Source organism: Stenotrophomonas sp. WED208 (genome assembly GCF_040984485.1).
Lineage (GTDB): Bacteria > Pseudomonadota > Gammaproteobacteria > Xanthomonadales > Xanthomonadaceae > Stenotrophomonas > Stenotrophomonas riyadhensis.
In genome coordinates this window covers 2,136,852-2,149,066 of sequence record NZ_JAZARB010000001.1, presented here as the reverse complement: position 1 = coordinate 2,149,066, position 12,215 = coordinate 2,136,852, and the positions used below count along the sequence as shown (strand labels likewise).

Here is a 12,215-nt window from a genome sequence, read left to right as displayed (position 1 = left end):
CTGACATTCGAGGAGAGTCCCATGAGCCTGCTCAACGCCTGGTTCAACGCCTTCCTGCGCAGCCGTCGCGCAGGCAATCTGTTCCGCCGCCGCGCGATGCCCGAAGCCGGCTTCGGCCCGGGCAGCGCCGAGGCCGCGCCGTTCGCGCTCACCACCGGCCTGGTCACCCTTGCCCAGCAGGATGAAACCCAGCTGTTGGCCACGCTGGAATCGCATGCCGATGGCCTCAGCCCGCATGAGGCCGAGGAGCGGCTGGCCACGCTCGGCCCCAACGAGGTGGATCACGAAAAGCCGCTGCCGTGGTGGCGGCACCTGTGGCAGTGCTACCGCAACCCGTTCAACCTGCTGCTGACCGTACTGGCGGCGGTATCCTGGCTGACCGAGGACATCAAGGCCACGATCGTGATCGGTGCCATGGTGCTGCTGTCCACGCTGATCCGCTTCGTGCAGGAAGGCCGCTCCAACCGTGCCGCCGAGCGGCTGAAGGCACTGGTCGGCAATACCGCACGCGTGCTGCGCCGCAATCCCGGCACCGAGGCGGCAGACGTGGCCGACCAGTACTTCGGTGCGCACCTGCACAGCCGTCGCCCGGCGCGATTGCTGGACCTGCCGATCCGCGAACTGGTGCCCGGTGATCACATCGTGCTGTCGGCCGGCGACATGATTCCGGCCGACTGCCGCGTGCTGACCGCCAAGGATCTGTTCGTGGCACAGGCGGCGATGACCGGCGAGTCGCTGCCGGTGGAGAAGTTCGCGCACCCGGGCGATGGCCTGGCCGGCCTGCTGGAGCAGCACAACCTGTTGTTCATGGGCACCAATGTGGTGTCCGGCACCGCCACCGCCGTGGTGCTGGCCACCGGCAACCGCACCTACTTCGGCACCCTGGCCCAGCGCAGCACCGCTACCGACCGTGCGCCCACCGCATTCCAGGCCGGCGTCAACAGTGTCAGCTGGCTGCTGATCCGCTTCGCACTGGTGATGGTGCCGTTCGTGCTGCTGATCAACGGCTGGACCAAGGGCGACTGGACCGAAGCGTTCCTGTTCGCACTGTCGGTGGCGGTGGGCCTGACCCCGGAAATGCTGCCGATGATCGTTACCTCCACCCTGGCCAAGGGTGCGGTGCTGTTGTCGCGGCGCAAGGTGATCGTCAAGCGCCTGGATGCGATCCAGAACTTCGGCGCGATGGAAGTGCTGTGCACCGACAAGACCGGCACCCTCACCCAGGACAAGATCGCGCTGGAACGGCACACCGACGTGTTCGGTCACGATTCGGAGGACGTGCTGAAGTTCGCCTACCTCAACAGCCACTTCCAGACCGGCCTGATCAACCTGCTCGACCGCGCGGTGCTGGAGCACGTGGAGCTGCAGAGCTCGTTGCGGCTGTCGCAGGACTACCACAAGGTGGATGAGATTCCGTTCGACTTCGAGCGCCGCCGCATGTCGGTGGTCGTATCCGAGCGCGAGGACCACCATGAGCTGATCTGCAAGGGCGCCGTGGAAGAGATGCTGGCGGTGTGCAGCACCGTGCGTGAGAACGGCCAGGACATGCCGTTGGACGAGCGCCGCCTGGCGCGGGTGCGGCAGACCACCGAGGAACTCAACGAACAGGGCCTGCGCGTGGTGGCGGTGGCCATGAAGGAGACCGCGGCCAGCCAGACCGCCTACTCGCAGGCGGACGAGTGCGGGTTGACCCTGGTCGGCTACGTGGCCTTTCTGGACCCGCCGAAGGAATCGGCTGCGCAGGCGCTGCAGGCGCTGGCCGCGCACGGCGTGGAAGTGAAGGTCTTCACCGGCGACAACGAACTGGTGACCGCCCGCGTCTGCGCACAGGTGGGGCTGGACGCGGACACCATCCTGACCGGCCCGCAGATCGAGCGCATGGATGACGGTGCGCTGTCGCGGGCGTTGCACCACCACCGCGTGTTTGCCCGCCTGACCCCGCTGCACAAGGAGCGCCTGGTACGCGAGCTGCGCGCACAGGGCAAGGTGGTCGGTTTCCTCGGCGACGGCATCAACGATGCACCGGCGCTGCGCGCGGCCGACATCGGCATCAGCGTGGATAGCGCGGTGGACATCGCCAAGGAGGCCGCCGACATCATCCTGCTGGAAAAGAACCTGATGGTGCTGGAGGAAGGCGTCATCCAGGGCCGGCGCACGTTCAACAACATGCTGAAGTACATCCGCATGACCGCCAGCTCCAACTTCGGCAACGTGTTCTCGGTGCTGGTGGCCTCGGCCTTCCTGCCGTTCCTGCCGATGCTGCCGCTGCAGCTGCTGGTGCAGAACCTGCTGTACGACATCTCGCAGATCGCCATTCCGTTCGACAACGTGGACGAAGAACTGGTGCGCAAGCCGCTGAAGTGGAACCCGGCGGACATCGGCCGCTTCATGGTGTTCTTCGGGCCGATCAGTTCGATCTTCGACCTGACCTGCTTCGCCTTGATGTGGTACGTGTTCGATGCACGCACGCCGGCCGACCAGGGCCTGTTCCAGTCCGGCTGGTTCGTGGTGGGCCTGCTGACCCAGACACTGATCGTGCACATGATCCGTACACCGAAGGTGCCGTTCCTGCAGAGCATCGCCGCACCGCCGCTGCTGGTGATGACCGGCCTGATCATGGCCATTGGCGTGGCCCTGCCGATGAGCCCGCTGGCCGGTTACTTCAAGCTGCAGGCCCTGCCGACCGGCTACTGGCCGTTCCTGGTGGCGATCCTGTTCGGCTATGCGGTGCTGACCACCGCACTGAAGAAGTTCTACATCCGTCGCTACGGCTGGCAGTAAGCGCCCGCCGCCTTGTCCAGGGAGAATCACAATGGACATCAATCCGAACCTGCCGGCGTTCAACGCCGGCGCAACCCTGAGTTCGCTGATCAGCCTGTCGGTGGCGTTCGTGCTGGGCACGGCCATCGGCCTGGAACGGCAGCTGCGCCAACGCACCGCCGGCCTGCGTACCAATACGCTGGTGGCAGTGGGTGCGGCGGTGTTCGTCGACCTGGCCGTGCGCTTCCATGACCTGTATGGCGGCCCGCCCTCACCGCTGCATGTGGTGGCCTATGTGATCTCCGGCGTCGGCTTCCTCGGCGCCGGTGCGATCATGAAGGACGGTGCGCAGGTGTCCGGCCTGAACACCGCCGCCACCCTGTGGGGCTCGGCGGCGGTCGGTGCCTGCGCGGGTATCAAGCTGCTGCCGGAGGCGGTGATGGCGGCGGTGTTCGTGCTGGCCGCCAACACCCTGCTGCGCCCAGTGGTGAACCGCATCCAGCGGCAGCCGTTGCCGGAGGCATTCAGCGAGGCGACCTATGCGATCAACGTGGTCTGCCAGCGCGAGCAGCAGGCCGAGGTGCTGGACCAGCTGTTGCTCCTGCTGGAACAGGCGCACTACCCGGTACGCGCGGTGGACCAGCGCCCGTTCGGCGAGCGCGACGTGGAGATCGAAGCGGTGCTGTATGCCACCACGGTGGATGCCGGTGAACTGGATGCGGTGCTGGCCACGCTGGCGACCACCCCCGGCGTGCTGCAGGGATTCTGGAACGCCAGCCTGGAGGAGTAGTGCCGGCCGCTGGCCGGCAACCTCATGGACGCCGGCAACATCGTGCACCGCTTGGTAGGTGCCGACCTTGGTCGGCACAGATCTATCAGATGCCAAGACTCCTGCCAGAGCCTGCCGACCAAGGTCGGCATCTACCAACAGCCCTCCTGCACCGCTTGGTAGGTGCCGACCTTGGTCGGCACAGACCCATCAGATGCCATGGCTCCTGCCAGAGCCTGCCGACCAAGGTCGGCATCTACCAACAGCCCTCATGCACCGCTCTGGTAGGTGCCGACCTTGGTCGGCACAGACCCATCAGATGCCATGGCTCCTGCCCAAGCCTGCCGACCAAGGTCGGCATCTACCAACAGCCCTCATGCACCGCTTGGTAGGTGCCGACCTTGGTCGGCACAATCCTGCAGCTGCCGGCCAGCGGCCGGCACTACCGGTCGGCATCCACCCGAGGCGGCTTTGCTATCCTTTCCCCCCACGCCCGGGAGCCGTTCCGATGCCATCGCTGTCGCCCCGTCGCCCGCTGGTGCTGCTGGCCCTGATCGTCGTGATGGCGGCGATCTTCCTGATCGATACCGTCACCGATTACGCCGTCGCCGCCGCCTGCTTCTACGCAGCGGTCATCCTCGCCGCATCGCGCGTACTGAGCGCGCGCGGGCTGATCACCCTGGCCATCGCCTGCATCGCGTTGACCGGGCTGAGTTTCTTCCTGACCCGCTTCGGCACCTACCGCATCGGCCTGGTCAACTCGGTGATCGGCATGCTGGTGATCGGCATCACCGCCTACCTCGCCCTGAACATGGAAGCGGCCAAGGCCGCCGTGCAGGAAGCGCAGGGCCGCCTGCTGCGGGTGGCGCGCGCGTCCACGGTGGGCGAGCTGACCACCTCCATCGCCCATGAAGTGAACCAGCCGCTGGCGGCCATCGCCAGCAGCGCCGAGGCCTGCCAGCGCTGGCTGGCACAGGACCCACCGAACGTGGACAAGGCGCGGCAGACCGTGGCCCGCATCCTGGCCGATGCGCATCGCGCCGGTGACGTGATCGCCCGTATCCGTGGCCTGACCCAGGGTGCCGCACCGGAACGGCGCGCCTTCGATCTGAACCAGGCCGTGGAGGAAATGCTGGCGCTGTCGCGCAGTGAACTGGACCAGCACGGCGTGGCCGTGGCCCTGCTGCTGGACGCCGACCTGCCACTGGTGCAGGCCGACCGCGTGCAGGTGCAGCAGGTGATCGGCAACCTGATCCTCAATGCGGTGGACGCGATGGAAGCGGTGCCGGCTGCTGATCGTCGCCTGTCGCTGCTGACCCGGCGTGACGGCCAGCGGGTCAGCCTCAGTGTGCGCGACCGTGGTGTCGGCCTGCCCGCCGATCACCCCGAGCGTGTGTTCGATGCGTTCTGGACCACCAAGTCGCATGGACTGGGCCTCGGTCTGAGCCTGAGCCGTTCGATGATCGAGGCCAACGACGGCCAGATCCGCGCCGAACGACCGGCAGGCGGCGGTGCCTGCTTCGTGTTCGACCTGCCCATCGCCACGGATGCTCCCCATGCGTAAGCCCGCTGCACCCATCACCGACCCGGCACCCATCGTCTACGTGATCGACGACGATCCGTCGGTGCGCGCCGCGCTGGAAGACCTGCTGGCCTCGATGGGCCTGCAGGTGCGGGCCTTCGCCTCCACCCAGGCGTTCCTCGAACACGAGCTGGAAGATGCACCGGCCTGCCTGGTGCTGGACGTACGCATGCCCGGCCAGAGCGGGCTGGAGTTCCATCGCACGATGGGCAGCCACGGCCTGCAGCTGCCGGTGGTGTTCATCACCGGCCACGGTGACATCGCGATGGGCGTCAACGCGATCAAGGACGGTGCCATCGAATTCCTGACCAAGCCGTTCCGTGACCAGGAACTGCTGGATGCGATCCACAAGGGCATCGAGATCGACCGCCAGCGCCGTCGCGACGGCGAGGCACTCGATGCCCTGCAGCAGCGCTGGAACACGCTCAACGCCGGCGAGCGCGAGGTGGTCGATGGCGTGGTGCGCGGCCGCCTCAACAAGCAGATCGCCGGAGACCTCGGGGTCAGCGAGATCACCGTGAAGGTGCGCCGCGCACAGGTGATGCGCAAAATGGGCGCGCGTACCCTGGTCGACCTGGTGCGGATGTATGACCGCTTGCAGGCCGGCAACAGCTGATTGCAACGCCGGCCAGTCCTACTCCGGGTCAGGCAGCGTGTACTGCAGCCGGTAGTCGTGGCGACCGTCGCTGATGGTGATCTCCAGCGTGCCGGTCAGGCCGAGCAGCCCTTCGCTGCCGGAATCGGGCACCACGATCACGCTCAGCTCCGGAACACCGCGGGTCATCACGCCGTTGTGCTGCAGGGTGAATGCACCCTCGCGCCCGGCCAGCGTGGCCCTCACCCGTTCCATCGCCACGTAGCCCGCCGAACCCTGCACCGGCGTGCGGAACGCCAGCATCTGGCCGACGCTGCTGCCCTGCAGGTCACCATGGAATGTCTTGTCGATGGACATCACCCCGATCGGACTGTCCTTGCCACCGATCGGCAGCAGCGTTACGTCAAAGGTGCCGCGTGCCTCGCCCTGCATCCTGCGCTCCCCCGTTGTTGGATGGAATGCTGCTACTTCTTCGTCGCCAGTACGATCACCCCGGCCACCACCAGGCCGATGCCGCTCCATTCCCGCAGGGTCGGACGTTCGCCCAGCAACAGATAGGCGAGCACGATCACCAGCACCACGCTGAATTTGTCGACCACCGCCACCTTGGCCAGCTCGCCACTCTGCAGCGCGCGGAAGTAGAACAGCCACGACGCACCGGTGGCCAGTGCCGAGAGCACCAGGAACAGCTGGGTGCGCCCGGGCAGCAGCAACGGATTGGACCACTTGCCAGTGACCACCACCAGCGGCAGGATCACCGCCGCCACCACCAGGGTGCGGATGGCCATGGCCAGGTCCGAGTCGACGCCCTTGACGCCCACCTTGGCGAACAGCGCCGTGAGCGCGGCGAAACAGGCTGACAGGCCGGCCCAGACCAGCCACTGCGGAACGTTCTGCATGCTGCGCCACTCCCGGTTCCCAGAGCACCCACTGCCCACGCTACTCCCATTGCCCGCCTGCGCAAGCAGTACCGGCCGCCGTGCGGATCAGGCGCGCTGCAGGCGCTGCTTCAAGCGCGTATCCATCAGCCCCACCGCCAGCAGCACCGCACTGGTCAGCCAACCGGCGGCCAGCAGATGGGTCTGCGGCAACAGCACGCCCAGCACCACCAGCGCCACGGCACCGAACAGATGCGACCAGGGCGCACGCCCATACACCACCCGCTTGTACAGGGCGCTCCCCAGCAGGTAGATCAACGGGCCCGCCACCAGCACGGTGGCGTACACCGGGGTGACCGCCGCGCCGGGATGATCCATGACCAGATCGTTGCCGACGGCCGTGGCGATGATGCCGGCGATCAGCAGTGCATGCACGTAGTGGAAGTTGGCGCCCATCCGACCGGGATCTTCGGCGTGGCTGATGGCCTCGGTGGCATCGTGGCTGGAGATGCCGAAGTACAGCCACCACATGGCGATGGTGCCGGCGAACGTGGCCAGCACCGCCGATACCACCTCCCCGCTCCAGTGCTCGACCTCACTGAGTACGCCGCCGGTGGCCAGCAGGGTCTCGCCCAGTGCGACGATGACGAACAGCTGGCAGCGTTCGGCCAGGTGGCCACCCTCGATGGTCCAGTCCCGGGTGTGCGAACGCCCCATGCCCGGGAATGCAAAGCCGAACATCGGCGAAATGTACTCGCAGGCCACCGCCATCGCCCACAACGCCAGCCGCAGAGGACCTTCGGCCGCAGCGCCCGCCAGCCAGAAGCAGGCCGAAACGCTCACCCAGGCCAGCATGCGGCGGAAGTTCGGCGCCAACGGATGATTGCGGCCAACCTCGAGCAGCACGAAGGCCGTTCGCCCGACCTGCATCGTGACGTAGGCACCGGCGAACATCCACGCACGATCGGCGAACGCCTCGGGGATGGATGAGGACATCAACAGCGCCAGCAGCATGGTGGCGAACAACAGGCCACGGATGCGTGGCGCCTGTGGATCAAACCAGTTGCTGACCCAGCAGGCGTATTGCCAGCCGAGCCAGACCGCGAACCACAGCACCAGCGTCTGCAGCACGCCGGCCAGATCCAGGTGGTGCAGCAGGTGGTGGCTGAGCTGGGTAACGGCAAACACGTAGACCAGGTCGAAGAACAGCTCTTCGTAGGTCACTCGGGCATGATGGCCATCGCGGTGGCGCAGCGCGGGCAGGCGCAGTCGGGGACTCATGGCACTCCTTCAGCGCGCCAGGCGCCAGTACAGGACACCGGCCAGCAATGCCGGCACCGCGAACACCAGCAGCAGGATCGGCAGCTCCTCGCGTACCGCATAGCCGGCCTTGCTGACGCCTACCCACATGTTGGCCACGGCCACCAGCAGCCAGGTGGCGATGAATGCGACCAGCGCGGTGGGCAGCTGCGAGCTGCCCACGCTCCAGAGATGGCCGAACAGCAGGAACACCCCCAGCAGCAGGATGCCCGCGGTGATCACCAGAAGCACATGCATGTATCGATCTCCTTGAGCCTGCAGGCAGGCTAGCCCGGGCCGATTCTGCGCTCCAGCCGATGATCGTGGCTTCACCTTCCAGCCGCCGCGAACAATCGGCAGGATCCGCCATACATGGCAAACGCGAACGGTTCCCATTAGTATTGCGTCATCGCGCAGGGATGCCTCCCCGCGCCCGCCCTTCGCCCTTGCTGCCCGTCCGGATGTCCCAGCTGCCCTCATCCCATCCGCCTGTGCTGCCACTGGTGTCTTCGCTGGTGCGCCACTACGAGGAACTGGTGGACTACCTGCGCCGTCGTTTCCGTTCGCCCGGACTGGCCCGCGAGGTGGTGCACGATGTCTGTGTGCGCCTGCTGGAGCGCCCGGCCGTGCCCGACGCACGGCAGCCGATCGCACTGCTGCGCCGGATCGCCCACGACGCTGCGGTTGATCGCTGCCGCGCCGAGGATCTGCGCCGGCATTGGGTGGAACCACGCGCCGAGCTGCCCGAAGGGGCCTGCCCCTGCCCGGGGCCCGAGCAGCAGGCCCATGGCCAGCAGGCGCTGGAGCGCCTGAGCGTCACCATTGCGCGGATGCCATGCCGGCGCCAGCAGGTCTTCATCCTGCACAAGATCCATGAACTGCCCCAGGCGGAGGTCGCGCAGCGAATGGGCATCGGCCTGAAGGCGGTAGAACGCCACCTGCGCCTGGCCATGGCCGACTGCCACCAGCAGGCCGCACGCTCATGAGCCGCGCACCCGAGCCCCCCGCGCGACCGCAGCCGTCGCAGGCTCCGTCCACCGACGAGGTGCTCGACCAGCATCGCGACGCCCTGAAGGAGCGCTTTCCGTTGCCGGACCCGCAGGTGCTCCAGCGTCGTCGCGGCGGCCGCACGGCCAGGGTTGTGCTGCCCGCACTTGGACTGGTGGTCACCGTCCTGCTGCTGATCGACCCAGCCTGGCAGGTGCAGGACCATCGCACCGCCGTGGGTGAACGTCGCGAACTGGATCTGGCCGACGGCAGCCACCTGCTGCTCGACGCCGGCACCCACCTGCAGGTGCGTCGTCATCTGCGTTCGCGGCAGGTGGTGCTGATGCAGGGGCGCGCACGATTCGAGGTGCAGCACTCGGGGTGGCGACGCTTCGAGGTGGACGCCGGGCCGGTGCATGTACGCAACTACGGCACGGTGTTCGACGTGGATCGCCAGGGCGAGCTGAGCGAAGTGACGCTCTGGCGCGGCGACGTGGGCGTGCGCGTTGAGGGCGGCACCAGCGAGCAGCGCCTGGCACCCGGGCAGCGCCTGCTGGCCCAGCCCGGGTCGATCTCTCCACCGGAAGCGATCGACCCGGACCAGGCCGACTGGACCCATGGCCGGCTGCAGTTCGATCACCTGCCGCTGGCCGAGGTGCTGCGGATCCTGCAGCGCTACCACGACCGTCCGATCGTGCTGGACGACCCGACGCTGGGCCCGCTGAAAGTCTCGGGTGTCTTCGATGCCGACCGCGCCGAGACCGCCGTGGCGTTGTTGCCGGACATCCTGCCGGTACAGGTGCATACGGCAGGCGATGGCAGCCTGCATCTGCGCCGACGCGATTGATCGGCATCACCAGGGTGGGTTGCGCGCCGTCCCATCCGGCAGGTGCTTGAACCCCTCCGAAGGACCCCGCATGACCCGCCCCGTTCTGCCCGCCGCCCTGCGCCGGCTGACCCCCACCCTGCTCGCCGCCTGCCTCTGCGCCGCACTGCCCGCTGCCGCGCAGACCACCGCGTCCGCGCCCGTGGAGCTGCATCTGCCAGCGGGTTCGCTGCAGGCCTCGCTCAACACACTGGCCCGTCATACTGGCATCCAGCTGTTGTTCGCGGCCGACAGCGTGAGCGGCCGCACGGCCCCGGCACTGGATGGCCGCTACACCCCGCGCGACGCGCTGCAGCGCCTGCTGGCCGGGCACGGTCTGACGCTGCAGGAGCGCTCGCCAGGCGTGTTCGTGGTGAGCGCCACCGCTGCGCCAATGAAAGCCAGCACCCCGGCGCGGACCACCGCCTCGACCGCGCCAACCTCGCTGGCCCGCGTCACGGTATCGGCCTCGACCGCGCGCATGCCACAGGGCGAGACCGCCATGCCGAACACCATCACCGTGCTGACCCGCGAAGACATTGCCCAGCAGCTGGCACTGGGTTCGGATGTCTCGCGTGTGCTGTCGTCGCAGATTCCGGCATTCGCACCGGCGCGCGAAAAGATGTCCAACTACGGCGAAACCATGCGTGGCCGCGGCATCCTGTACATGGTCGACGGCGTGCCACAGTCGACACCGCTGCGCGATGGCTCACGTGATTCCCACACCATCGATCCGGCGATGATCGAACGCATCGAGGTCATTCATGGTGCCAATGCGCTGCAGGGCATCGGCGGTACCGGTGGCATCGTCAACATCATCACCCGCAGCGCGCCCAGCGAGCCGGGCGCGTTCCTGCTCGACACCAACGTCAGCTACAGCTCTGCCCTGCCCCGCCGCAGCGATGACAATGGCCAGCGTGGTTCGGCACTGGTCGGCATGCGCGGCGAGCAGTTCGACCTGGTTGCCGGCCTCGCCTACGAGAAGCAGGGGCTGTTCCATGACGGCGAGGGCCGTTCGATCGGCACCAACGCGCAGGGCGAACTGATGGATTCAACCTCGTCGAACGTGTTCGCCAAGCTGGGCTGGAACATTGCCGAGGGCCACCGCCTGCAGTTGATGGCCAACCGCTACGAGCTGCGCGGGCTGGACAACTACCTGGCGGTGAACGGTGATTACCGCACCGGCCGCCCGACCCTTTCGGTGCCCGGCGACACTCCATTGGATCCGCCGATGAACCGCTCGCGTTCGCTGACCGTGGACTACAGCGCCGCTGAACTGCTGGGCGGCCGTTTCCAGGCACAAGCGTTCGCGGTCGACTTCGAAGGTCGCTATGGTGCCAGCCAGTGGGACCCGTGGGGCAATACCGGCGCCAATGCCGCCTGGGACCAGACCCAGAACGAATCGGACAAGCGCGGCTTCAAGCTGACCCAGAGCTGGACCCGCATTGCCGATACCACGCTGGATGTGACCCTGGGCCTGGACGGCCTGCGTGACCGCACCCACCAGGTGCTGCTGGCCAGTGGCATGAACTGGGTGCCGCAGACCACCTACCAGAGCCTGTCGCCACTGCTGCAGTTGCACTGGTGGCCAACCGACCATCTGATGCTGTCCGGCGGCCTGCGCTACGAAAAGGGCGAGCTGGACGTGGGCGACTACACCACCCTGCCGCGCTATGGCGCGCGCAAGGTGGCCGGCGGCAAGCCGACCATGAGCGAGACCCTGCCCAACTTCGGCGCGGTCTGGTACATCAACGATCGCCTCAATGCCTACGCTTCCTACTCCGAAGGCTACACCGTGGCCGACGTCGGCCGCGTGCTGCGCGCGATCAACCGCGACGGCCAGCGCGTCGACAATCTCATCGACCTGTCACCGGTGGTGTCGGACAACCGCGAGATCGGCCTGGAGTACGACGATGGCCGCTTCAGCGGCGACATCGCCTACTACACGTCCGAATCCAAGCTCGGCTCGGTGCTGATCTACGATCCGGGCATCGACGCCTATGCGGTGCAGCGCCAGGCCACCCGGGTGGAAGGCTTCGAAACCAACCTGCGCCTGCGCCTGGGCGACAGCCGGCTGGGCCTGGGCTACGCGCGCGCCAACGGCCGCTACGACGCCAACGTCGATGGGCGTCTCGACAGCGATCTGGCTGGCGTCAACATCGCGCCAAACCGGCTGACGGCATTCTGGGAACAGAACTGGACGCCGCAGCTGAGCACCCGCCTGCAGGCCAGCCATGCCTTCGACCGCGACTTCGACCTGCAGGGGGCACGCGTGGCCGAGTTCAAGGGCTACACCACCGTGGACCTGGTGGCCCGCTATACGCTGGACAAGCACGCCTTCACGCTGGGCGTGCAGAACCTGGCCAACAGGCAGTACATCAGCTACTACTCGCAGACCACGCCGTCGAACCCGAGCTACTTCTCCGGGCGCGGCCGGGTGCTGACGCTGGGGTGGCAGTACCGGTACTGAACCTGCACGG

General features: G+C 67.2%; 11 protein-coding genes. 7 read left to right on the top strand and 4 right to left on the bottom strand.

All coding sequences use genetic code 11. The annotated features are described in order from the left end of the window. Nucleotides 1-21: 21 nt before the first annotated feature. From mgtA to VPH47_RS09545, 4 genes are all read left to right on the top strand, one after another. Complete coding sequence (gene mgtA / locus VPH47_RS09560; RefSeq protein WP_368850625.1) at nucleotides 22-2,781, top strand: magnesium-translocating P-type ATPase; 2,760 nt, start codon at nucleotides 22-24, stop codon at nucleotides 2,779-2,781. Nucleotides 2,782-2,812: 31 nt separating this feature from the next. Then, complete coding sequence (locus VPH47_RS09555; RefSeq protein WP_014037331.1) at nucleotides 2,813-3,550, top strand: MgtC/SapB family protein; 738 nt, start codon at nucleotides 2,813-2,815, stop codon at nucleotides 3,548-3,550. Between the two features lie 487 nt (nucleotides 3,551-4,037). Beyond that, nucleotides 4,038-5,093 (top strand): ATP-binding protein, encoded by a 1,056-nt coding sequence (locus VPH47_RS09550; RefSeq protein ID WP_350259261.1) that lies wholly within the window; start codon nucleotides 4,038-4,040, stop codon nucleotides 5,091-5,093. Further along, on the top strand, nucleotides 5,086-5,727 hold the full coding sequence (locus VPH47_RS09545; protein WP_153855439.1) for a response regulator transcription factor: 642 nt from the start codon (nucleotides 5,086-5,088) through the stop codon (nucleotides 5,725-5,727). The genes VPH47_RS09550 and VPH47_RS09545 overlap by 8 nt, the downstream gene beginning before the upstream one ends. Nucleotides 5,728-5,745: 18 nt before the next feature. Here VPH47_RS09545 and VPH47_RS09540 read toward each other — a convergent pair whose 3' ends face one another. From VPH47_RS09540 to VPH47_RS09525, 4 genes are all read right to left on the bottom strand, one after another. Then, entirely contained in the window at nucleotides 5,746-6,138 is a 393-nt protein-coding gene (locus tag VPH47_RS09540; RefSeq protein ID WP_368850624.1) for a DUF3224 domain-containing protein, read from the bottom strand. 32 nt (nucleotides 6,139-6,170) lie between these two features. Continuing rightward, nucleotides 6,171-6,605 (bottom strand): EamA family transporter, encoded by a 435-nt coding sequence (locus tag VPH47_RS09535; protein ID WP_049427888.1) that lies wholly within the window; start codon nucleotides 6,603-6,605, stop codon nucleotides 6,171-6,173. Nucleotides 6,606-6,692: 87 nt separating this feature from the next. Beyond that, on the bottom strand, nucleotides 6,693-7,865 hold the full coding sequence (locus VPH47_RS09530; RefSeq protein WP_368850623.1) for a low temperature requirement protein A: 1,173 nt from the start codon (nucleotides 7,863-7,865) through the stop codon (nucleotides 6,693-6,695). Between the two features lie 9 nt (nucleotides 7,866-7,874). Further along, nucleotides 7,875-8,141, bottom strand: a complete 267-nt coding sequence (locus VPH47_RS09525; RefSeq protein WP_368850622.1) for a hypothetical protein — start codon at nucleotides 8,139-8,141, stop codon at nucleotides 7,875-7,877. 203 nt (nucleotides 8,142-8,344) lie between these two features. On the opposite strand from VPH47_RS09525, the gene VPH47_RS09520 reads away from it, so the two are divergent. From VPH47_RS09520 to VPH47_RS09510, 3 genes are all read left to right on the top strand, one after another. Beyond that, nucleotides 8,345-8,869: an RNA polymerase sigma factor gene (locus VPH47_RS09520; protein WP_368850621.1), complete on the top strand. Its 525-nt coding sequence runs from the start codon at nucleotides 8,345-8,347 to the stop codon at nucleotides 8,867-8,869. Further along, complete coding sequence (locus tag VPH47_RS09515; RefSeq protein WP_368850620.1) at nucleotides 8,866-9,717, top strand: FecR family protein; 852 nt, start codon at nucleotides 8,866-8,868, stop codon at nucleotides 9,715-9,717. The genes VPH47_RS09520 and VPH47_RS09515 overlap by 4 nt, the downstream gene beginning before the upstream one ends. Before the next feature lie 70 nt (nucleotides 9,718-9,787). Further along, nucleotides 9,788-12,205 carry a TonB-dependent receptor gene (locus tag VPH47_RS09510; RefSeq protein ID WP_368850619.1) on the top strand — a complete coding sequence of 806 codons (2,418 nt, stop codon included), beginning with the start codon at nucleotides 9,788-9,790 and terminating at the stop codon, nucleotides 12,203-12,205. The last annotated feature ends 10 nt before the right edge of the window (nucleotides 12,206-12,215 follow it).